The sequence below is a fragment of the Candidatus Aquiluna sp. IMCC13023 genome, assembly GCF_000257665.1.
GTDB lineage: Bacteria > Actinomycetota > Actinomycetes > Actinomycetales > Microbacteriaceae > Aquiluna.
The window spans coordinates 237,668-259,758 of sequence record NZ_AJKR01000003.1; the positions used below are offsets into that span (position 1 = coordinate 237,668).

Genomic DNA, 22,091 nt, shown 5'->3' on the forward strand with positions numbered 1-22,091 from the left:
GTTGTGACGTCAATAAAAGTGGCTTTTGCCCAGACGAACCCCGTGGTGGGTGACGTTGCGCATAACCTCGAACAACTAATGAAATGTGCCGAAGTTGCCGCAGGCGAAGTCGACGTGCTGATATCAGGAGAGCTTGCGATTTCAGGCTATCCACTTGGCGACTTGAGTTATCGCGAAGACGTAATTCATCGTTCCGAAACTGCACTGTTGAAGCTCGTCGAAGCTTCTAGCGCACCTAAGTTTTCAAACCTTTACTTTGTAGTGGGCCACGCGACTTTAGCCACTTCCAAGGCAACGCATATTCAGTCCTCCAAGGCAATAGCCCACAACTCAGCTAGCGTTATTCACGCTGGCCAGCTGATAGGCACCTATCACAAGCAAGTACTGCCCAACTATGACGTATTCGACGACTGGCGAAACTTCGTTCCCGGCAACCAAGAGCTTATTTTTGATGCGAACGGAACCAAATGCGCAATAGCCATTTGTGAAGACATATGGGATCAAACCTCAACCAGACCTGCTGCCCTCAAAAGAGCAGGCGTTGAACTTCTGATTGTTCCAAACGGCTCTCCGTATACTCGCGACAAAGCATCAGAGAGGCGAGCAGCTGTCAGGCAATTTCAAGATGGTTTCGCAGTGGCATACGCCAATCTGTCCGGCGGACAAGACGAACTGGTTTTTGACGGCGGAAGCTTTCTAGTTGACGCAAACGGCACCGAAGTGCAGCGGGCTGAATTCGAGGAAGGCTGCTATTACGAACAGTCAGATGACCTAGAGCCTTTAGAGAGCGGCGAAATGTCGACACTTTGGAAAGTCCTAGTTGCCGGGCTACGCGACTACTGCAGAAAGACAAACCAAACAAAATTGGTGCTGGGTCTAAGTGGTGGAATTGACTCCGCACTATCCGCCGCCATCGCAGTCGAGGCAGTAGGTGCAAAGAATGTCATCGGCGTTGCCTTGCCCTCTCGTTTCTCATCGGCTCACTCGATAACAGATGCTGAAAAATTAGCGGCCAACCTTTCGATTGAAATGCGAGAGATACCTATCGACCCAGTCCATAAAGCCTTTGAATCATCGCTTCAATTCAGCGCCTTGGCCGGAGAGAACCTGCAGGCAAGAATCCGAGCAGTACTACTAATGGGCATTTCCAACACTGACAACGCACTTCTTTTATCGACCGGGAACAAGTCAGAGATCGCGGTTGGATACTCAACAATGTATGGCGACAGCGCGGGCGGATTCGCGCCCATCAAGGACCTTTTCAAGACCGATGTTTGGAAGGTTTCATCGTGGCTAAATTCCCGTGGAAACGGCGAAACGATTCCCGAAAATTCAATAACCAAAGAGCCGAGTGCAGAACTGCGTCCCGACCAAATTGACACCGACTCATTGCCTGACTACGAAACACTTGATCGGATTTTGGCGCTGCTAATAGAGCAATCAGCAACGATTGAACAAGTTGTTGCCAGCGGTCATCCACGCCAGCTGGCCGAGAAGATCGAGAGCATGGTGAGAGCCTCAGAATGGAAGCGCTCTCAAGGTGCGATCGGCACAAAAACTACTACGATCGCATTTGGTTCTGGACGCAGGGTCCCAATCACAACGAGGTTTACCGAACTATGAAAATCAGAACTAGCACGCTCACGGAGCTAAAAAATAAGGGCGTTCGTTTCGCAGCGCTCACCAGCTACGACATGCACACCGCAAGCATTTTTGATGCCGCGGGCATAGAGGTTTTATTGGTTGGAGACTCGGCAAGCGATAACGTGCTGGCTAATCAGGGCACGGCCCCAATCACTCTTGAAGAAATGATCCCATTTGGAAAGGCAGTTGCGAGTAGCGCCACTAACTCTCTTGTGGTCATTGACTTGCCCTTTGGTAGTTACGAAGTCAGTGCTGAGCAAGCGCTCATAACCTCTATTCGAGCGATGAAGGAAACTGGTGCTGCGGCCGTGAAGCTCGAAGGAGCAAAGCTGGAGCAGATTTCTAGGATCGTCGACAACGGCATCCCCGTGATGGGACACGTGGGTTTCACGCCGCAGACACTGCATGGACTAGCTGGCTACAAGGTTCAAGGCAGAGACCAGGAAAATGCAGATCGCCTTATGGCTGAGTGCCTTGCGATCCAAAAAGCCGGCGCCTTCGCAATCGTGCTGGAAATGATTCCCGCAGCATTGGCTAAAGAGATTTCTGTGGCCCTGGAGATTCCCACGATCGGCATCGGCGCCGGATCTGAGTGCGACGGACAGATACTGGTCTGGCAAGATTTCGCCGGATTGGGTGAGAGATCACCGAAATTTGCAAAGAAATACCTCAACCTTCGAGAGTCGCTGCAGGCTGCAGCAACGCAGTACCGCTCAGAAGTCCAGAATGGCAGCTTTCCTGCCGCTGATCAGCAGTTTTAGTCTTCCCACTCTTTTCTGTCTTCTTCTCTAAGCGCTTTGGCACGGGCAATAATTGCCTCAGGACCAGCTTTCGCACTCTCAAGATCCGGAAAAGGTCCGATCCGATCAAGCGAGAGCGACTGCGGTCCTATTTCGACTAGTTGAGTTTTGAGATTAAACCAGAATTCGGGCTTATCGGACAATGTGCCTCCTAAATTGCTAATTCAAAAATAGACTGGATAAATGCCAAAAGCGAGCAACTCGAGTCTTGTCCCCGGGAAAATATCTAAACCACGAACCGTACCCTCAAACATAGCCAAACCAGAGTACGTTGGAAAGAGTGGCCCCGCCAAGCACATAGGTGGCGACAAATACGACGAAGAGACTATTCAAAAAATTCGCGAAGCTAGCAAGCTCGCCGCTCAAGCGCTACAAACAGTTCTTGCCGCCGTCAAGCCGGGCGTTACAACGGATCAGCTGGACCGGATAGGTCACGAATTCCTTATAGATCACGGGGCGTACCCTTCAACCCTTGGCTATCGTGGATTTCCAAAGTCTCTGTGCAGTTCATTGAACGAAGTGATTTGCCATGGCATACCGGATGACACCATTATCGAAGACGGTGACCTTGTAAACATTGATATCACCGCTTACCTAAACGGTGTCCACGGCGATAACAATGGAACCGTGATTGCAGGGCAGGCGTCCGAGGAAGTCAAGCTGCTTGTAGAGCGCACTCGTGAAGCCATGCTGCGCGGCATAAAGGCCGCAATTCCGGGAAGAGAAGTCAACATCATTGGTCGAGCTATTGAGAGCTATGCCAAAAGATTCAACTACGGAGTTGTGCGTGACTTTACCGGTCACGGTGTTGGAACCAGTTTTCACACCGGCTTGATAATTCCGCACTACGACGAACCTTTGTACACGGACCTAATTGAGCCAGGAATGATTTTCACAATTGAGCCTATGCTTACCCTCGGCTCTCAAGATTGGGACATGTGGGATGACGGCTGGACAATCACAACCAAGGATAAAAAATTCTCTGCGCAATTCGAGCATACGATTTTGATTACCGAGGCCGGTCCAGAAATACTTACGGAGATCTAAATGACAACCATCGCAGTGGGTATTGATGTAGGTGGAACCGGGATTAAGGCCGCATTGGTTGACACCTCAACCGGAGAGCTTGCCTCCACAAGGGTACGTATTCCAACTCCCGAAGGCGGAGAGCCGGACTCGGTTGCAGCAACTTGCAAAGAACTCCTAAACCAAATTGAGGCTCCCTCTGATGCCCTGGTTGGTGTTTGCATTCCGGCAGTTGTAACTCACGGCATTTCAAGATCGGCAGCCAACATCAGTAACAACTGGATTGATTTTGATGCCGAAGACTTACTTTCAAACGTCTTGAACAGAAAAGTCCACTTGCTAAATGATGCCGACGCTGCCGGGGTTGCTGAAATGACATACGGCGCTGGACGAAATGCAAGCGGCGTTACAATCCTGGTGACGCTTGGCACCGGAATTGGCTCGGCCCTCTTTGTCGACAAGACACTGGTGCCCAACACTGAATTTGGACATCTGGATATTGGTGAATACATCGACATTGAGAGCTACGCATCCTACGGAGCGTTTCAGCGAGACGAGATATCACAGGAACAGTGGGGTAAGCGACTAGAGACGTTCTTCTCGCACATGGAAACACTATTTAGCCCGGACCTATTTATTGTCGGTGGTGGAGCAAGCAAGTCTCACGAGGAGTTTTTTCCCTTCATAAAAGTAAGAACTCGAATGGTCCCTGCTGAGACCAAGAATGCGGCTGGGATCATTGGCGCTGCGGCCATGGCTGTGCAGTATTTATAAAAGTGAGATGGGTCGGCCGATACGCCGGGTTCTGTAATGCCTAAGCACTGACGGCCATCTATCTCGGCCACAAATTGCTAAGTGGCTCTAGCGACCTACCCGAAGACTAAACGAGCAGTCCTTAGCGTCTTCTTACTTGGTCTTGCTCCCGGTGAGGTTTACCTAGCCGAACTAGTCTCCTAATCCGCTGGTGGTCTCTTACACCACCGTTTCACCCTTACCCCCTAGGGGGCGGTTTACTTTCTGTTGCACTATCTCTTGGGTTACCCCAGGTGGGCGTTACCCACCACCGTGCTCTTTGGAGCCCGGACGTTCCTCGGCAATGCCGCGACCGTCCAGCCGACCCATCTCGCAACCAAGACTAGCCCTGAATCAGATGGGCGCAAGAGTTGATGGTGAATGTTTCTACGAAACCAGTACCAAAGAACCGATAAACACTTATGCCCCCCGGTGCAAAATTTACGTTCCAGTAAGTTGAATCCGCAGATCGTTGCGCCAACTTGGCAATCACCCTAGAGGGCATCATGTGCGTAACCAGGACCACGGTGCGGCCCTGATTATCGAGAACCGCTTCAGACACAAGTTCTGAAACGCGTTCTTCGAGATCCTGGATCGACTCTCCCCCTGGAGGTCTTTGGCTGGTTGATGCTCGCCACTTTGCCACCTCTGGTGACTCAATCTCCATTGAGTCCATGGACATGCCATCCCACTCCCCGAAGGCGATTTCTCTAAGCCGCTCATCCGGAAAAAGCGTGACGCCTTCGATCCCGGAAAGAGCCTCAGCAGTCTGTGTGGTCCGCTTCATAGGCGAGTTGATTATTGATGTCACCGGCGGAAGGTCAAAAAACTTCAGCAGCGGTGAAACCGCGGCGGCAGACAGCTTTGCCTCCTTGAGGCCTTTTTCACTTAGCCCTATATCCTCACCGTCACCGCCCGCAATCAGATTTGCTGCAGTGCTATTCGTGCTGCCATGCCTTATAACTACGAGGGTTGTCGGCTCTATTTTTTGCCTAGGTGCTCGAATACTTCTTGGCTGTGCGGCAGACAGCGGAAGATCCGCCTCTTCGCCATGAAAGTCACCCTCATCCAAAGCCTTATTTGCGTTGGCGTCCGCAAAGGTGTTTTTATCCCGTGGGATCCACTCGAGCTTCACGTCGAAGGCGCCAAGTAATTGACTGGCCTCGAAAACCAGCTCCCTGATCTCAGGGCTCTTTACCTTCCAACGACCACTTAGCTGCTCAACAACCAATTTTGAATCAAGTCTTATGGTCACCAAACGGTGGTCTGTAGTTGTCAAGAACCTGAGTGCGGCAATAACGCCCTGATATTCGGCGTAGTTATTTGTTTGGTTCCCAAGGGCCTCGCCGAAGTCGGCAATCGTGCTACCCGACTCATCCTCAATATGGACGCCATAGGATGCCGGGCCGGGGTTGCCCCGTGACGCTCCATCGCAGTAGACAAAAATCATTTTGGAATCAGGTCACTCTCGAACCAAGATGGCGCTGCACTCAGGGCAAGTTGCCAGCTCGTCATGGGCAATCGCGCGAATGGCACCCAGAGCCGTTGAGGTTAGATTCATGTTGCAGGCTCCGCAGGTTGAACCGCGCAGCGACCCAATAGCAGAGCCACGTTTACTCAATCTTTCAAATAACTCAACAAGGCCGGAATCGATCGAAGACCGGTTCTTATCAGTTTGCCCACGAAGATCGGACAGCTCAAGAGTGACTCTTGCCAAAGATCTATTCGCCTCATCGGTAGCTACTCGAAGGTCATTCTGAAGGGCCTCGCGGCTGACCTGGGTCTCGTGCTGGAGAGCCTTTGAATCTTCGACCCGCTCCATTTGAAGCAGCTGCGCTTCCTCGAGTTCGCCCTTGCGTTTTCCAAGTGTCACTAGCTCATGCTGAATACCCGTGATTGTCTTTGCGTCGGAAGACTGAGTAAGCCGCTGCTCATCCTTAGCAATACGAGCTTCTACTAGCTCAAGATCAGCTTCCGAGCGCCGTAAGTCTCGCTCTATTTCTTCGTGGTCACTCAGCATTTGGCTCGCCTGAGCGCTCAAAAGTAAGAGCGCTTCGCGAATGCTCTCCGACGCTTCCCCGGCGGCAATCTTTGAGGCCTCTGCCTCGAGCTTGCGAATTTGAAACACCTGCTGATTGAAGACCATCAGGACCGGCAGTTGACTCGGATCTATTTTCATTGCATCACCACAAAATCCCAAGGGTCGGTCGACAAGTCACTGACGACAAAGCTAACAGAGCCAAACTTATCACTGAGCTGCTTTTGAGCTGCCTCAAGCCACAACCATTCCGCTGCCCAGTGCGCGATGTCCATCAGGGCTGGGCCGCCATTTAATTTGCCCTGCTCGACGAAATCTTGAGAAGGGTGGTGCCTGAGATCAGAGGTGATGAAAAGGTCCAAATTGGCGTCTTGAGCAATGTTCAAATAGCTGTCGCCGGCACCAGCGACCAAGCCGACTCTGGAGATTAAACGATCTGAGTCCCCTGAAATCTTTATGCCCTGAGCAACTGAAGGTAAAACTCTGGCAGCCGCTCGCGCAAATTCCAATAATGTGGTCGGTTTCCCGAGGGTTCCAGTAACCCCCTGTTTAGTATCTGGATCTAGGAAATCAAGGGAACCCAAGCCAAGCGCCTTGGCCAAAGTCTGGGAAACTCCGTTAGAGACAAAATCAGCGTTAGTGTGAGCCGAAAAAACAGCCAGGTCATTTTTGATGGCAAATGCTGCCTCTGCGCCCTTTGCTAAATCCTCCCGCAGAGTATGAGCGCCTTTTAGGAACATCGGGTGATGCGCCAAAACAAGATTGGCGCCACTGTCCTTGGCATGAATTAGGACATCCATTGTTACGTCAACAGTCAGAAACACAGTTTGTATCTTCGAAGAAAGATCGCCGATCATCAACCCGGAACGATCCCAGTCGGCAATCTCAGATTCAGGCCAGAGTTCATTGAAGTGGTTGACAAGAGAGGAGAGTTTTTCCATGTCTTCAGCCAATCAATTTAGTGCTTCGTGATTTACGCCGCGCTTCTGGCTCTTAGTGCCGCGAAATCGCGACCAAGCCGTTCGAGTGGGCCCTACCGGGCTCGAACCGATGACATCCACGGTGTAAACGTGGCGCTCTACCAACTGAGCTAAAGGCCCCTCGCGAAATCTTACTACCAATCGGTTAGCTTATAGAAGCTCAAGTGCCTTTTTGTAAGAATCAAGATCTCTGGGCTCCCCTGGTGAGGTAATGAATTTCGCAACTAGTTCGCCGGACTTAGCAATCACAAAGGTCCCACGAGTGGCATGCCCGCGGTCCTCCAGGAATACGTCGTACAGCTTGGTGACGAAACCGTGCGGCCAGAAATCTGCCAACAGCTGGAACTTATACCCCTGATCTTCGGCGAATTTTGCCTGTGTGAATTTGTTGTCAACTGAGATGGCAAGCAGCTCAACCTCCGCTGATTCAAAGGTGGACAAGTTGTCTCTCAGCTCACAGAGTTCTTCGGTGCAAGTGCCCGAAAAAGATAGTGGATAAAAAACAAGTACCACCGGCTTTTTACCTTCAAAATCGCTCAGCGATACGACCTCACCGAACTGATTGGTGAGAGAGAAATCTGGGGCTTTGTCCCCGACAGAAAGTGACATTTTTTATTTCCTTTACTTTTTGAACTCATCACCCCGAAAACAGACAGGGTGTCGGACAGATTTCTAAGTCCTATGTAGACTTTAGACGCTCACACAAGAGCACAAGGAACCCAGGCCACGAAAAGAGGCTTCAGTGTCGCATAACAACCAAGATGCATACGTCCCGCCATCCCCGGACCGCGATCCACAAGAGACAGCGGAATGGCTTGAATCGCTGGATGCCCTCACTAGGGCTCACGGTCGAGGTCGTGCAAGAGAGATCATGCAATCCCTGTTGCGTAGATCGCACGATCTGCAACTGAATGTCCCTCTAATCCCAACCACCGATTACATAAACACCATTTCTCCTGAGGACGAGCCAGACTTCCCTGGAGACGAACAGATAGAGCGCACCTATCGCGCTTGGATGCGCTGGAACTCCGCCATCATGGTGCACCGAGCTCAGCGACCTGGCATAGCCGTCGGCGGACACATCTCGTCTTTTGCCTCAAGCGCTTCGCTCTACGAAGTCGGTTTCAACCACTTTTTCAAGGGTCACGACCACCCCGCCGGAGCCGACCAAATTTTTATCCAAGGCCACGCCTCACCGGGACCGTATGCTCGCGCATTTCTCGAGGACAGACTCAGTGCGGAAAGACTAGACGCCTTCAGACAAGAAAAATCTCAAGCCGGAGGAGGACTACCTTCCTATCCACACCCAAGGCTTTTGCCAGAATTCTGGGAATTCCCGACCGTGTCAATGGGGCTTGGACCCATCAATGCCATTTACCAGGCACAATTCAACCGCTACCTGCAGGGGCGTGGCTTTAAAGACACCAGCGAACAACATGTTTGGGCGTTCTTGGGAGACGGCGAGCTCGACGAGGTTGAATCAAGGGGCGCTTTGCAGCTTGCTGCGAATGACAGCCTGGACAACCTCACCTTCGTAGTGAACGCAAATCTGCAGCGACTAGATGGTCCGGTTCGAGGTAATGGCAAGATTATTCAAGAATTGGAAAGCTTCTTCCGAGGCGCCGGCTGGAATGTCATAAAGGTTATCTGGGGCCGGGAGTGGGACCCCTTGCTCCAGCAAGACAGCGACGGCGCACTCGTTGACCTAATGAACCAAACCCCAGATGGTGATTACCAGACTTATAAGGCCGAATCCGGAGCGTTCGTCAGAGAAAACTTCTTTGGCAGAGACCCACGAACAGCCAACATGGTCGGAGACATGACAGACGACCAGATTTGGGGTTTGAAGCGCGGAGGACACGATTACAAAAAAATCTACGCCGCATACAAGGCCGCAACGGAGCACAAGGGTCAACCAACGGTAATCATTACCAAAACCGTGAAGGGCTATGGTCTGGGCAAGAGCTTCGAAGGCCGCAACGCCACCCATCAGATGAAAAAGCTAACTCTCCAGAATCTCAAGGACTTCAGGGATGAAATGCGTGTTCCTATAACCGACGCGCAACTCGAGTCAGATCCATATCAGCCTCCCTACTACCACCCCGGCAGAGATGCACCAGAAATCCAATACATGCACGAGCGTCGAAAAGAGCTCGGAGGTTACCTGCCTGAACGTAGAAGCAAGTACGTAAACTTCGAATTGCCAACCGATAAGGCTTACGCCTCTCCCCGCAAGGGATCGGGCAGCCAGGAGATAGCAACCACTATGTCCTTCGTGAGAATGCTCAAAGATCTTCTCAAAGCAGACGGGATCGGGGAGCGTATTTCCATGATCATCCCGGATGAGGCCCGAACTTTTGGAATGGATGCTTTTTTCCCAACAGCGAAGATCTACAATCCAAACGGCCAGAATTATCTGTCTGTCGACCGCGAGCAACTCTTGAGCTATAAAGAAGCCACCAACGGCCAGATACTGCACACCGGAATCAATGAGGCAGGCTCGCTTGCCGCATTTACCGCGGCTGGTTCGAGTTACTCAACCCACGGAGAACCGATTATTCCGTTCTACGTCTTTTATTCAATGTTCGGATTCCAGAGGACAGCCGATGCAATCTGGCTGGCTGGCGATCAGATGGTCAGAGGCTTCATGATTGGCGCCACTGCTGGGCGCACGACGCTGACCGGTGAAGGCCTGCAGCATGCCGATGGTCACTCACCGGTGTTGGCAAGCACAAACCCCGCTGTTATTAGCTACGATCCTGCCTACGGTTACGAAATGGCACACATTGTTCGAACTGGAATCGAACGCATGTACGGTGGCGAACACCCGGATCCAAACGTCATGTATTACATAACCGTCTATAACGAACCCGCACTGCAACCTGCGGAACCTGAGAATGTTGATGTCGATGGCATCGTCAAGGGAATACACCTCGTGGGCAACAATGCAGCATCAGGCCATAAAGCGAAGATTCTTGCATCCGGAGTGGCAATCCCGTGGGCGCTTGAGGCCCAACAGCTATTGCTTGAGTGGGGCGTCTCAGCAGATGTTTGGTCAGTCACCAGCTGGACTGAGCTGCGCAAAGACGGACTAGCATCGGACGAGCAAAAGTTCCTGTATCCCAACAACGACCCAACGATGCCGTACCTGACAGGCAAGTTAGCAGACTCCGAAGGTCCAACCCTTGGAGTCAGCGACTTTATGCACTCAGTACCCGACATGATCAGGCCTTGGATCTCTGGAGACTACGCCACTCTAGGAGCCGACGGCTTCGGTTTCTCCGATACACGAGCTGCTGCAAGAAGGTACTTCAAGATTGACGGTCCTTCGATCGCCGTGAGAGTGCTGGAACAATTAGTTGCGGACCAGAAAATAGATCCCTCGGTTCCTCAGTTAGCGATTGACAAGTACCGATTGCACGATGTTGCAGCTGGAACAAGCGGGACAGCCGGTGGAGACTCCTAAGCATCTTGCGTGGCTGAACTCCATAGCCGGAGAGTTAGCAACCGCTACCTTAATTCGGCTCGACGAGACGCTGCCCTGGTATCGAAACATGCCGCCGGTTCGACGAGCGGCGATAGGCGGTGTTGCTCAAACGGGCATCACTAGCTTTATTAGTTGGTACAAGGACCCAAAGGCTCAGCCATGGGTAGCAGCGGACGTGTTTGGTAGCGCACCGAGAGAACTTCTGCGATCAATTTCGCTCCAGGAGACCCTTCAGGTCATTCAAGTTGTCGTGGAGATGGTTGAGGAGACTGTTCTCAAAGAACACCCAGACCTTCACACCGCGGTTCTCAAATACTCGAGGGACTTAGCCTTTAGTGCAGCTGATGTGTACGCTCGAGCCGCGGAGGCCAGGGGTCTCTGGGATGCAAGGCTAGAGGCATTAGTTGTCGACTCAATAATTAGCGGTGAAACATCCCAGGAGATTAGCTCCCGCGTTGCTGCACTTGGGTGGCAGGCGGACGGGGCTGTGGCTGTTTTGCTCGGCTCCACCCCATCAAGCGAAGACCCCGATGGTGTTCGCAAAACTGCCAGGAAACTTGCCGCCGACGTACTGGTTGGAATTCAAGGTCGAAGGCAGGTTGTTGTAGTTGGGCTTATGGAACCAACCAATGATGCAGAGGCCAAAATATACGAAACAGCCAGCGCGTTAGAGCAATACTTTGGATCCGGGCCACTTGTCCTTGGCCCGACAGTCTTGAGCGTCTCCGATGCCTCAAAATCAGCTAAGGCCGCCCTTTCGGCTCTCGCTGTCGCCGCTACTGTTGACTCACCTACTCGCCCAACCCACGCTGATAAGCTGTTGCCCGAAAGGGCGCTATCAGGTGACCCGCTAGCCAAGCAGTCAATGCTAGATAAGTACTACACGCCTCTTGCTGACTCGCAATCTGACCTGCTTTCAACCCTTCGGGCCTATCTCGATTGCGGCAGGTCCTTGGAAGCAACTTCAAAGCAATTGTTCGTGCACGCAAACACAGTCAGATATCGCCTAAAACGAATACAGGAAATTATTATTGAGAACCCAACTGATCCTAGATCCGCGTTTATGCTGCAAATAGCCCTCGCACTCGGGGCGATAAGCGACAGCGAATCAGGAGTTAGAAGATGACGATGCGGATTGTTGCCTGTCCCGGTCAAGGTTCTCAAACAGCTGGTTTTCTTGACCCCTGGCTCTCCGAGGTCACAGGCTTTCGGGCTGAGATTGAGAAATTATCCTCGGCAAGCGACCTTGACCTTGTCAGCCTTGGCACCACAGCGGACGACGCCAAGATCAAGGACACGGCTATAGCCCAGCCGCTGATCGTAGCTTCATCCATTGCCGCCTTCAGGACATTGTTTCGTGACTCCCCCGTCGATGGCGTTCTCGGTCACTCGGTCGGCGAATTTGCAGCTGCCGCAATAGCCGGAGTTATTTCGGACGAGGAAGCTATCAGGCTTGTGGCAATCCGTGCGCGCTCCATGGCTAGGGCCGCTGCCGAGCATCCGACAAGCATGGCGGCAATCCTAGGAGGAGACCATGCCGAAGTAATGCTTGCGGTTGGAGAAATAGGGCTTGAGATAGCGAACCATAATGGTGCCGGCCAGCTAGTCGCTGCAGGAGACAAGAGCAAGATAGCCGCCCTCATTGCTTCGCCGCCAGCCAAAACTCGAGTCATTGAGCTCAAAGTGGCAGGTGCCTTCCACACCAGCTACATGGATTCAGCTCGCCTGGAGTTGGCCGAGGCAGTTAGAAAAGTAGCTGTAACAGATCCGATAATGAAGCTTTGGAGCAACGTCGATGGTCAACTCTGTGGCAGTGGACAAATCTTTATTGACTCGCTAGTCAGCCAGGTAACAGCTCCGGTTCGGTGGGATTTGTGCATGGCCAACCTCCCAGAAGAGCAGCTCGATTTTGTCGAGTTACCTCCTGCTGGAGCACTGACGGGACTTGTAAAAAGAGCGGTCCCCAATGCGAACCCGATAGCCTTGAAGGTGCCAACTGATTTCGAGAGGGTTACTAAATGAAACAGCTCCAAGAATCCATTCCGGTCGCCCACACCCGCATTTATGCTCTGGGCGCCGCAAGAGGAAATCAGGTTGTGACCAACGATGACATAGCCGGCCCGATTGATTCGTCGGACGAGTGGATTAGACAGCGGACCGGAGTGGCAACAAGGACCAGAGCCGCCGAAGATCAGTCCATGATGGACTTGGCTGTGGAGGCATCAAAAGAGGCAATAGCAAAATCCGGCGTTGACCCAAACGAAATAGGCGCGGTCATCTTGGCCACCATTTCGTTTCCCTATCAGACCCCCTCTGGCGCTTCGTTGCTGTCGGAGCTAGTTGGCGCCCACGACGCGGCGGCCTATGACATTTCCGCAGCCTGCGCTGGTTACTGCTACGGCATAGCCCAGGCCGATGCTCTAGTTCGTTCCGGATTATGCAAATACGTCCTGGTAGTTGGAGCCGAGAAGCTTTCAGACTTTATATCCCCAACTGACAGAACCATAAGCTTCCTTCTTGGCGACGGTGCCGGGGCCGCAATAGTTGGCGCTAGCGATCACCCTGGAATTTCAAGGACGATTTGGGGTGCTGACGGTTCAAGCTGGGACAAGGTTGGCATGACCGGATCGATTCTGGACTTCCGAGACGGCAAAACTCCATGGCCAACTCTTACGCAGGAAGGCCAGACCGTATTTCGCTGGGCCGTTTGGGAGATGTCAAAGGTAGCCAAGCAGGCACTTGATGCTGCCGGCATCGAAGCAAGCGATCTAAGCGCCCTGGTCATGCACCAAGCAAACTTGCGAATAATAGATGAGTTTGCAAAACAGATGAAGCTTCCAGATACCGTGGTGATAGCCAAGGACATTGTGGAAACTGGAAACACCTCTGCTGCCTCCGTTCCGCTTGCAATGCACCGCATTCTCGAGGAAAAAAAGGTTGCGAGCGGAGGATTTGCACTTCAAATTGGTTTCGGCGCGGGGCTCACCTTCGCTGCCCAAGTTGTAGAACTCCCATAAGATAAGCCAGTTACTAACGAAACAATTAGGAGAAACCCCATGGCACATTCACAGCAAGAAGTACTAGCTGGACTAGCTGAGCTCGTCAACGACGAAACTGGCATCGCAGCAGACGCTGTTCAAATGGAGAAGTCATTCACCGACGACTTAGACATCGATTCCATATCGATGATGACCATCGTGGTCAACGCCGAGGACAAGTTCAGCGTAAAAATTCCAGACGAAGAAGTAAAGAACCTAGTAACTGTGGGCGACGCAGTGACCTACATAACGGCGAATCAAGACTAAAGTGCGCCGCGTAGTCGTTACAGGCATTGGGGCAACCACTCCCCTTGCCGGTGACGCCATTGCCAGCTGGGAAGCGCTTTTACAGGGTAAAAGCGGTATAGCAACGCTTGAGCAAGACTGGGTGGCGAAATACGAGCTCCCGGTTACATTCGCCGGTCAGGCAAAGGTAGCCGCCAGCGCAGTTCTAAGCCCGCAGGAAGCAAAAAGACTAGATCCTTCCAGCCAATTCGCATTGATTTCAGCCCGGGAAGCCTGGGCTGACGCTGGAGCACCAGAAGTAGAACCCGAACGACTTGCGGTCGACTTTGCCACCGGAATCGGAGGAGTACAGACCCTGCTAGACGCTTGGAGCACTCTCCAAGAGCGTGGTCCAAGACGCGTACTACCCATGACTGTTCCGATGCTTATGCCGAACGGACCAGCGGCAGCCATAGGTATGGCGTTGGGGGCCAAAGGTGGAGCAAGAACGGCCGTTAGCGCTTGTGCATCCGGAAACGAAGCAATCGCTAATGCTTTTCATAGGATTCAACGCGGCGAAGCCGATGTAGTAGTCGCCGGCGGCGCCGAAGCTGCGATCCATCCACTTCCAATCGCTGCCTTTGCCGCGATGCATGCCCTAAGCAGAAAAAACGAAACGCCTGAAGAGGCATCCAGGCCGTACGACATTGACAGAGATGGATTCGTGATGGGCGAGGGTGCAGGAGCCCTAGTTCTAGAGGCGCTGGAATCTGCACAGTCTCGAGGAGCGAAGATCTACTGCGAAATCGTGGGTGGCTCTGTAACAAGTGATTCTTATCACATCACGGCGCCAGACCCCGAGGGTGCTGGGGCCGCGCGAGCCATGTTGGACGCCTTGGAACAGGCAGACGCATCGATAGCAGACGTTGAGCACGTAAACGCCCACGCAACATCTACACCGGTCGGAGACATTGCCGAGTACACGGCTATACACAGAGTTTTTGGAACCCACACAGAAAACTTAGTGATAGCTGCCACCAAGGCTTCCACGGGGCACCTGCTTGGTGGAGCTGGAGCAATCGAGGCTATCTTTACGATTTTGGCGCTAAAGCAACAGCAGGTTCCTCCAACTACCAATCTTGACAACCAAGATCCGGCAATTCCGTTGAATGTCCCAAGGTCTATCGCACGCCTACAAAGGCCAGAGGCAGTCGCCATCTCGAATAGCTTCGGCTTTGGGGGTCACAACGCTGTGCTGGCGTTCCGCAACATCTAAACGGCTTTCGGTAACAAACGCACACCTTCAGGCAATAGCCTCAATGGCTCAAAGACATCGAGCCAGGCCTGCCCCTCAGCCATCCTTATGAGTCTCGCGAATTCAGCCATGTTGCCCTGAGACTGAGAGATAAAACTTTGGAGTTGCCCGAACCTAATAACTTGCTCCCCGGCCGAGTCAATACTCTGTCGATGAATACCAAGCCTCGGGTGAACTAAGAAGCGCTCATCTTCAGCCCCTCGGCCTTCAATCTCGCAAATTACCCCCCGCTTGAATAACTGAGATGCCAAATCAGCACAGACTTCAGAAGGGGTTCTAAAGCTTGTTTGAAGTTGGTAAGTCGAAGGTAATGCTGGCTGAGCAAACCAGTCGCTGGACGCAGAAAACCCTGCAAGGATTTCATCTATTTCCTTGCACTTATCTTGCGGGCAAGAAAGAACCCACAGTAGACAGTTGTCCAGTTTTCTACCTCCGATTCAGATAAACATCTTCCCCAATGTCCTGAATCGTTGCCTTGAGGATAAACCTCGATGCCTAGAAAAGTCAAAATGTTTTTGAGCCACTGGGTAAGAGCGGAGGTCTAGGCAGGTTTCAGCCGATAACATCTAGGGGTTATGAGCAAACTTTATTTTCGCTACGGCGCAATGAATTCTGGCAAATCCACCGCCCTGCTTCAGGCTGCCTACAACTACGAAGAGCGATCTCAGCACGTCCTGATTGCTAAGCCTTCCGTGGACTCCAAAGGCGATAAGTCAATAGTCAGCAGACTGGGCGTATCTAGAGACGTTGATTTCCTGATTACCCCGTCGCAGAACCTGCGCGAAAAGTTCGCAAGCGAAGCTGAGTCCTTGAACCGAGCTGAAGACAAGAAAATAGCCTGTTTGCTTTTAGATGAGGCCCAATTTCTGACTCCAGAACAAGTAGATCAATGTCTCGAGATTGCGGTGCTTGATGGAGTCCCAGTATTGGCCTACGGAATTCGGACCGATTTTAAGACCCTGAGCTTCCCAGGTAGCAAGAGGCTTTTGGAGATTTCGCACAGCCTAGAAGAGCTGAAGACGATATGCCGCTGTGGTCGCAAGGCAATGTTCAATGGGCGCCTACTAAATGGGGTATTTATCTTCGATGGTGAGCAAGTTGCTATTGACGGTGACCAAGTTACTTATGAGTCGCTTTGTGCAAATTGCTACCTAGAAAAGACTATTTAGGCCCGTCACGCTTAGGTAACAATCAGCCCTCACCGAGGGAATCCAATTGGAGCCAGGCATAGTCTTGCCCTACAAGACCAATTGGGGCTTGCCGCTCTCGAAGAATTTTCAGAGCGCGATGTTTCTCCATTGAAAGGAGACACGTGAAAAGGAAATCATTATCGGTTCTAGCAGTTGCTTCAGCTGCGGGACTATTTTTGGCAGGTTGTGCCAGCACCGAAGCTGAGACAACAACTCCTGCTGCAACGCAGACGACAACTACCACGACTACCGAGGCGGCAGGTTCACTGCTAGATAGCGTTACCGCTGCAGGCTCAGTACGCTGTGGAACTCGCGATGCCCTTCCAGGCTTTGCAGTGACCAACGATGCCGGTGAGCACGTTGGCTTCGACTCGGACTTCTGTCGCGTAATTGCCGCAGCTGTCCTAGGAGATGCTAATGCCGTTGAGATGATTGATCTCGAGACCGCAGACCGCTTCACAGCACTTCAGAGCGGAGCGATTGACGTTCTAGTCCGCAACACAACTTGGACTGCGACCAGGGATGGTAGCGAGGGTGCAAACTTCCTTCAGCCAACCTTCTACGACGGCCAGGGAATGATGGTTACCTCGGACAGTGGTTACAACGCGATCGCAGCCATGGATGGTGCAATCATCTGTGTAGCCAAAGGCACAACCACCGAGGGCAACGCTGCTCTTGAGTCGTCACGCCTGGGTCTAGATTGGGAAATCCGCTCGTTCGATGAGACCGACCTAATTCTGGAGGCTTTCCTAGCCGGCCAGTGTGACGGATGGTCATCAGACGTTAGCCAGCTAACCGGGCTTCGTTCTGCTTACCCCAATGGAAGCGACGCTCTAACAATTCTTCCAGAGGTGTTCTCGAAGGAGCCACTGGCTCCAGCGGTGCTGGACGGTGACACCGCTTGGGCACAGGCAGTCAACTGGGCAATACTTGCTACGATCCAAGCTGAGGAGTTTGGCATCACAAGTGCAAACGTTGACAGCATTCGCGACACGACAGAGGACGTTGGAATACTTCGTTTCCTTGGAGCAGAAGTTCCAGGTAGCGACGGAGCAGCGGTTCTAGATCCGAACCTTTCATTGCCTACCGACTTCGCTTACCAGGTAGTCAAGCAGGTTGGAAACTACGGAGAGATATTTGCGCGTCACCTAACCCCACTGGGTCTGGACCGCGGTCTTAACTCACTCTGGAACGATGGTGGAATTCTCTACGCACCTCCTTACCGTTAAATAAACACCGTCATTACGACAACAGGTAACTCAACTGGGGGCTCAGTAAAATGAGCCCTCAGTTGAGCACACCCTCCAAGGTGCCATTCTTTAGGGACATCAGAACCCTCAAATGGGCACTGCAAATACTTGCACTGCTGGCAGTGTTCGCACTTTTCTATTGGCTGTACGGCAATTATCAAGAGAATGTAGCCAAGAGCAGCATTCAAACCGATCTTCGCTTTCTTGACAATCCCGCGAACTTCACGATTCCCGGAAACGACCTGGACCAATCTCAGCCGGTGCGAGACGCTTTCGTAGAGGGTTTTCTAAATACCCTCCGAGTCGCCTTTATAGGGATCGCTCTGGCCACCATCCTTGGCACCTTGATAGGTATCGCCAGGCTCTCTAAAAACTTTATGGTCAGAACACTTGGCACAGTATATGTTGAGTTAGTTCGAAACCTGCCGCTGCTTCTCCTGCTGACGTTCATGAACCTTGCGGTTGTTCTGCAGGCTTTTCCGAGAATTGAAAATGCCTGGCTGCCACTTGATCTTTTCGTGGTGTCAAACAGGGGCATTGCTATCCCCTGGTTTATCGGTTCTCCCGCTCAGTTAGGAATCGGGATCTTGAGTGCTGCACTACTCGCTTTCGTGGTGGCCAAAGTTCGCATCAGACAGGCAGATAAGAGCGGAAAGCAAGACCGAGCATGGCTGGTAGGAATAGTCACATTCGTGGTCTTGGTCATTGTGATTTGGCTGCTTTTCGGATACGGCTGGGAGTTGCCATACGTTGATGGCCGGGGAACAACGGGCGGACTAAGGCTGGATCCGTCGTTCTTCGCTCTGGTTGCATCGCTGGTGATCTACACGAGCAGCCACATCGCGGAAATTGTGCGCGGTTCGATTCTCGCTGTGTCCAAGGGTCAAGGGGAGGCCGCGGATGCCATCGCGCTAAGCGGCTCACAAAAGATGAGGCTCATTATCCTGCCTCAGGCATTTCGCATAGCCATGCCGGCGCTTGGAAACCAATACCTGAATCTCATAAAGAATTCATCGCTGGGAGCAACCATCAGTTACTTTGAGCTGACCCAGATCGCTCAAATTACGGTGGGTAATGGCTCCCCTGCGGTGCCCGCTTTCTCTCTAACATTGCTTGTTTATCTTGCAATTTCTTTAGTAACTAGCCTCGTTGTGAACTTTTTCAACAGAAGACTTGCACTGGTGGAACGATGATTACTTGGATTAGAAGAAACCTTTTTAGGTCGATTACGGACTCGATACTCACAGTAGTTTCGGCGAGCATCTTGGGTTATGTCATATTTCAGGTGTTTCAGTTCGTGTTTATCACTGGGCGCTGGGAAATCATCCAAGTTAACCTGAAAATCCTCCTGGTAGGCCGCTTTCCCGAGGAACTGATGTACCTGGTGGGCTTCTCAATCTTGGCGACATGCTTCTCTATAGCCAGTCTTGCTTCGGGGATGAATCGCCCAATCGACAAACCGCCGACTCTTGCTGGAAAGCTATGGGAGCTATTTCAGCGTTTTGGCCTAATTATTGCCACCTCAGCCTTCTTGATAGTTCTAGCTGGAGACTTAGACGCCGTTCTGTTTGGTGCGTACGTGGTGCTTTCGATCTTCGCAGGAAGACTCTTTGGAAGAGCCAGGCGAACTACCCCTCTGAAAAGACTCCCCGGATGGTTGTGGGTCGCCATAAACGTCACGCTGCCTCTAGTTCTAATCTTCCTAACAATGGGGCAGGCCGCGCTCGAAGAGTGGGGCGGGTTCCTGATCAATTTCTACCTTGCCGTAGTTAGCATTGCTCTTAGTTTCCCGTTAGGCGTGATGCTGGCACTAGGCAGACGGTCAACACTGCCCCTTGTGCGCTGGCTATCCACCGCATACATCGAACTACTGCGGGGAGCTCCACTCTTTGTTCTTCTATTGCTAGCCGGTGTTGCTTTGGAGTTTTTCATACCAGCCAGCATCGCACCGGATGCAATCTTCAGAGCGGTAACCGTGTTCACCCTGTTTACAGCCGCATACCTCGCAGAAGTTATTAGGGGTGGCTTGCAGTCGATACCAAAGGGTCAGGCGGAGGCAGGCAAGGCGCTTGGGCTTTCAACTTTCAAGATCACATTCTTGATCACCCTGCCCCAAGCGCTGAGAAATGTTATCCCTGCCCAGATTGGTCAATTCATCTCCCTTTTCAAGGACACTACTCTTGCCGGAGTAGCGCTCAGCGTCCTTGATCTGCTAAATGTTGGCACTGCCATCACTAAGCAGGATGACTACCTCGGACAAGGCCTGATCTATGAATCCCTAGCATTTGTGGGCCTTTTGTTCTGGGTTGGTTCATATGTCATGAGCAGAGAAAGCCAAAGAATCGAAAAGAAACTAGGAGTTGGTATTCGATGAACAATGAAGTATTCAAGGATGCATCCAAGATGTCAGGTGGGCGCGAATCCGACGATGCCATCATCGTTATCGATGGTGTCTATAAGCGTTTCAAGGACTTTGAGGCGCTAAAGAACATAAACATGCAGGTTGGCCGTAAGGAAGTAGTCGTAGTGATTGGCCCCTCCGGCTCCGGTAAGTCGACGCTAATACGCTGCATCAACAGGCTCGAGAGTCATGACGCAGGCAACATCCTCGTTGACGGCACTGCCCTAACAACGGACATTAGAAATATTCAGGAGATCCGAAGAGAAACCGGAATGGTTTTCCAGAACTTCAACTTGTTCCCTCATCTCACGGTCCTAACCAATGTTGCGATTGGACCTAGAAGGGTTCGGGGTCTATCCAAGTCTGCTGCCGAAGAGCTTGCGATGGAACTGCTGACCAGAGTGAAGATTCCGGAGCAGGCCGACAAATTTCCAGCCCAGCTATCCGGGGGTCAGCAGCAGCGAGTTGCGCTAGCACGAGCGTTAGCGATGACCCCAAAGGTGATGCTATTTGATGAGCCCACAAGTGCCCTGGACCCGGAGATGATTAACGAAGTCTTAGATGCAATGAAGGAGTTAGCCCAAGAAGGTATGACCATGATTGTGGTGACGCATGAAATGGGCTTCGCCCGCGAAGTCGCCGACCGAGTTGTCTTCATGGACAAGGGCGAAATCGTCGAAGTCGGGACACCTTCGGAAATTTTTGACAGCCCGAAAGAGGAGCGAACCAAGAAGTTCCTGTCCCAAATTCTCTAGAGAAATTACGCCTCATTTCACTCGACTTGCTTGAAACAGGGGTCCCTGCCACCCTTACCTTCGGAGGCTAATTATGAACGAACTCACTTTCTCGGAACGCCTACTCGAGCCTGAGCCAATAATCCTTTCCGGCGGCTACCTGTTTGAAGCCGAGAGGCGCGGATATCTAACCGCGGGTGAATTCGTTCCGTTGGTAGCACTTGAGCATCCAGAAGTTCTGAAGCAAATCACGACTGATTTCCTTAGGGCAGGTAGTGACATCGCTCTGGCTTTCACCTATAACGGTCACCGAGAAAAATTGAAGCTTCTGGGGCAAGAACATCTGCTGGAGCCGCTCAACAGGGCGGCCATGTCGATCGCCCGAGAAGCGGCTAGCGAGCAGCGAGCTGCTCAGTCACGAGACATTTATGTAGCAGGGAACATATCCAACTCAAACATTTTTGACCCAGCCGATGAGTCCTCCAAATCGGCCGTTCGGCAGATGTATCGGGAGATGATTAAGTGGGCAAAAGAAGAAGGCGCTGACCTTATTGTCGGCGAGACTATGTACTACTTCGAAGAAGCGAAGATTGCCCTCGAAGAAATACAGCTTGCAGGGCTCCCCTCGATAATCAATGTGGCGATTTTCGCAAACGGAGTGCTGCGCGATGGGGTCTCAGCACAAGATGCATGCAGACAGCTGGCTGAAGCTGGGGCCGACGTGGTCGGAACAAATTGTTTTCACGGACCCCAAACGATTCGACCCATAGTAGAAGCGATAGTTGAGGCAACCAAAGGGCATAACGTTTGCGCCATGCCGGCAACGTATCGCACAACAACGAAACACCCCACGCTTTTTAATCTTCCAGACCCACTAAACACGGCGGCCCTCCGGAATGAGAGGACGTTTCCAGATGCTCTGGAGGCCCAAAATTCGAATCGATACGAGACAGCCGAGTTCGGGAAATTTGCCCTTGGCCTCGGGGTGAAGGTTATTGGTCTTTGTTGCGGAGCAAGCGTAATCCATCATCGAGAACTGGCCGAAGGTCTTGGAAGAAGGACCTACTTATCTAAATACTCGCCCGACATGAGCAGGCATTTTCTGTTTGGAGACGAAGACGTAATTCCAGCCAGCTCGACACAGTTTGGGTCTCAGGCATAATCGACCAAA

The 22,091-nt window shown here is 52.0% G+C and carries 22 protein-coding genes, 1 tRNA gene and 1 other RNA gene; 16 read left to right on the forward strand and 8 right to left on the reverse strand.

Translation table 11 applies throughout. The features are described from left to right. The first annotated feature begins 3 nt into the window (after window positions 1-3). The gene (locus IMCC13023_RS04915; RefSeq protein ID WP_040325214.1) at window positions 4-1,623 is read left to right on the forward strand and encodes an NAD+ synthase; all 1,620 of its coding nucleotides are present in this window, start codon (window positions 4-6) and stop codon (window positions 1,621-1,623) included. Further along, window positions 1,620-2,405, forward strand: coding sequence for a 3-methyl-2-oxobutanoate hydroxymethyltransferase (gene panB / locus IMCC13023_RS04920; RefSeq protein ID WP_007541895.1), 786 nt, complete (start codon window positions 1,620-1,622; stop codon window positions 2,403-2,405). Before IMCC13023_RS04915 ends, panB begins: the two co-directional genes overlap by 4 nt. On the opposite strand, the gene IMCC13023_RS04925 is transcribed toward panB, so the two are convergent. Then, window positions 2,402-2,587: a hypothetical protein gene (locus IMCC13023_RS04925; RefSeq protein ID WP_007541897.1), complete on the reverse strand. Its 186-nt coding sequence runs from the start codon at window positions 2,585-2,587 to the stop codon at window positions 2,402-2,404. The two genes, panB and IMCC13023_RS04925, sit on opposite strands and share 4 nt — an antisense overlap. Before the next feature lie 40 nt (window positions 2,588-2,627). Here IMCC13023_RS04925 and map point away from each other — a divergent pair, with 40 nt between their 5' ends. Both map and ppgK read left to right on the forward strand, forming a co-directional pair. Continuing rightward, the gene (map, locus tag IMCC13023_RS04930; protein WP_040325218.1) at window positions 2,628-3,491 is read left to right on the forward strand and encodes a type I methionyl aminopeptidase; all 864 of its coding nucleotides are present in this window, start codon (window positions 2,628-2,630) and stop codon (window positions 3,489-3,491) included. Continuing rightward, window positions 3,492-4,244, forward strand: a complete 753-nt coding sequence (ppgK, locus tag IMCC13023_RS04935; RefSeq protein WP_007541902.1) for a polyphosphate--glucose phosphotransferase — start codon at window positions 3,492-3,494, stop codon at window positions 4,242-4,244. 4 nt (window positions 4,245-4,248) lie between these two features. Here the strand turns inward: ppgK and rnpB are convergent. The 6 genes from rnpB to IMCC13023_RS04960 form a co-directional block, all read right to left on the reverse strand. Next, window positions 4,249-4,591, reverse strand: an RNA gene (rnpB, locus tag IMCC13023_RS07095) — RNase P RNA component class A. A 14-nt stretch (window positions 4,592-4,605) separates the two neighbouring features. Next, complete coding sequence (locus IMCC13023_RS04940; RefSeq protein WP_007541904.1) at window positions 4,606-5,712, reverse strand: histidine phosphatase family protein; 1,107 nt, start codon at window positions 5,710-5,712, stop codon at window positions 4,606-4,608. Window positions 5,713-5,724: 12 nt separating this feature from the next. Continuing rightward, the gene (locus IMCC13023_RS04945) at window positions 5,725-6,441 is read right to left on the reverse strand and encodes a zinc ribbon domain-containing protein (RefSeq protein ID WP_040325219.1); all 717 of its coding nucleotides are present in this window, start codon (window positions 6,439-6,441) and stop codon (window positions 5,725-5,727) included. Further along, window positions 6,438-7,241, reverse strand: a complete 804-nt coding sequence (locus IMCC13023_RS04950) for a Nif3-like dinuclear metal center hexameric protein (RefSeq protein WP_040325221.1) — start codon at window positions 7,239-7,241, stop codon at window positions 6,438-6,440. The genes IMCC13023_RS04945 and IMCC13023_RS04950 overlap by 4 nt, the downstream gene beginning before the upstream one ends. A gap of 86 nt (window positions 7,242-7,327) precedes the next feature. Further along, window positions 7,328-7,400, reverse strand: a tRNA-Val gene (locus IMCC13023_RS04955). Window positions 7,401-7,430: 30 nt separating this feature from the next. After that, complete coding sequence (locus tag IMCC13023_RS04960) at window positions 7,431-7,889, reverse strand: peroxiredoxin (RefSeq protein WP_007541910.1); 459 nt, start codon at window positions 7,887-7,889, stop codon at window positions 7,431-7,433. Between the two features lie 133 nt (window positions 7,890-8,022). Here IMCC13023_RS04960 and aceE point away from each other — a divergent pair, with 133 nt between their 5' ends. Genes aceE through fabF form a run of 6 tightly spaced genes read left to right on the forward strand, consistent with a single transcriptional unit; the run spans window position 8,023 to window position 15,306 of the window. Then, window positions 8,023-10,746, forward strand: a complete 2,724-nt coding sequence (gene aceE / locus IMCC13023_RS04965; RefSeq protein WP_040325222.1) for a pyruvate dehydrogenase (acetyl-transferring), homodimeric type — start codon at window positions 8,023-8,025, stop codon at window positions 10,744-10,746. Beyond that, window positions 10,703-11,893 (forward strand): PucR family transcriptional regulator, encoded by a 1,191-nt coding sequence (locus IMCC13023_RS04970; protein WP_040325223.1) that lies wholly within the window; start codon window positions 10,703-10,705, stop codon window positions 11,891-11,893. The genes aceE and IMCC13023_RS04970 overlap by 44 nt, the downstream gene beginning before the upstream one ends. Further along, window positions 11,890-12,789 carry an ACP S-malonyltransferase gene (locus tag IMCC13023_RS04975; RefSeq protein WP_249859721.1) on the forward strand — a complete coding sequence of 300 codons (900 nt, stop codon included), beginning with the start codon at window positions 11,890-11,892 and terminating at the stop codon, window positions 12,787-12,789. The genes IMCC13023_RS04970 and IMCC13023_RS04975 overlap by 4 nt, the downstream gene beginning before the upstream one ends. Next, a complete protein-coding gene (locus IMCC13023_RS04980) occupies window positions 12,786-13,784 on the forward strand; it encodes a beta-ketoacyl-ACP synthase III (protein ID WP_007541918.1) in 999 nt (332 codons plus the stop codon). Before IMCC13023_RS04975 ends, IMCC13023_RS04980 begins: the two co-directional genes overlap by 4 nt. A gap of 39 nt (window positions 13,785-13,823) precedes the next feature. Further along, window positions 13,824-14,072 (forward strand): acyl carrier protein, encoded by a 249-nt coding sequence (locus tag IMCC13023_RS04985; protein ID WP_007541920.1) that lies wholly within the window; start codon window positions 13,824-13,826, stop codon window positions 14,070-14,072. Window position 14,073: 1 nt separating this feature from the next. Beyond that, entirely contained in the window at window positions 14,074-15,306 is a 1,233-nt protein-coding gene (gene fabF / locus IMCC13023_RS04990) for a beta-ketoacyl-ACP synthase II (RefSeq protein ID WP_007541922.1), read from the forward strand. On the opposite strand, the gene IMCC13023_RS07220 is transcribed toward fabF, so the two are convergent. After that, window positions 15,303-15,782 carry a DUF3145 family protein gene (locus IMCC13023_RS07220; RefSeq protein ID WP_081478857.1) on the reverse strand — a complete coding sequence of 160 codons (480 nt, stop codon included), beginning with the start codon at window positions 15,780-15,782 and terminating at the stop codon, window positions 15,303-15,305. The genes fabF and IMCC13023_RS07220 overlap by 4 nt on opposite strands. A gap of 138 nt (window positions 15,783-15,920) precedes the next feature. Here IMCC13023_RS07220 and IMCC13023_RS05000 point away from each other — a divergent pair, with 138 nt between their 5' ends. From IMCC13023_RS05000 to IMCC13023_RS05025, 6 genes are all read left to right on the forward strand, one after another. Continuing rightward, the gene (locus IMCC13023_RS05000; protein ID WP_040325224.1) at window positions 15,921-16,514 is read left to right on the forward strand and encodes a thymidine kinase; all 594 of its coding nucleotides are present in this window, start codon (window positions 15,921-15,923) and stop codon (window positions 16,512-16,514) included. Window positions 16,515-16,657: 143 nt separating this feature from the next. Further along, window positions 16,658-17,764: an amino acid ABC transporter substrate-binding protein gene (locus IMCC13023_RS05005; RefSeq protein ID WP_007541929.1), complete on the forward strand. Its 1,107-nt coding sequence runs from the start codon at window positions 16,658-16,660 to the stop codon at window positions 17,762-17,764. Between the two features lie 62 nt (window positions 17,765-17,826). Next, window positions 17,827-18,978: an amino acid ABC transporter permease gene (locus IMCC13023_RS05010; RefSeq protein WP_162097429.1), complete on the forward strand. Its 1,152-nt coding sequence runs from the start codon at window positions 17,827-17,829 to the stop codon at window positions 18,976-18,978. Next, window positions 18,975-20,159 (forward strand): amino acid ABC transporter permease, encoded by a 1,185-nt coding sequence (locus tag IMCC13023_RS07390; protein WP_050816753.1) that lies wholly within the window; start codon window positions 18,975-18,977, stop codon window positions 20,157-20,159. Before IMCC13023_RS05010 ends, IMCC13023_RS07390 begins: the two co-directional genes overlap by 4 nt. Beyond that, entirely contained in the window at window positions 20,156-20,941 is a 786-nt protein-coding gene (locus IMCC13023_RS05020) for an amino acid ABC transporter ATP-binding protein (RefSeq protein ID WP_007541936.1), read from the forward strand. Before IMCC13023_RS07390 ends, IMCC13023_RS05020 begins: the two co-directional genes overlap by 4 nt. Window positions 20,942-21,014: 73 nt before the next feature. After that, window positions 21,015-22,082 carry a homocysteine S-methyltransferase family protein gene (locus IMCC13023_RS05025; RefSeq protein WP_007541938.1) on the forward strand — a complete coding sequence of 356 codons (1,068 nt, stop codon included), beginning with the start codon at window positions 21,015-21,017 and terminating at the stop codon, window positions 22,080-22,082. Window positions 22,083-22,091: the final 9 nt, after the last annotated feature.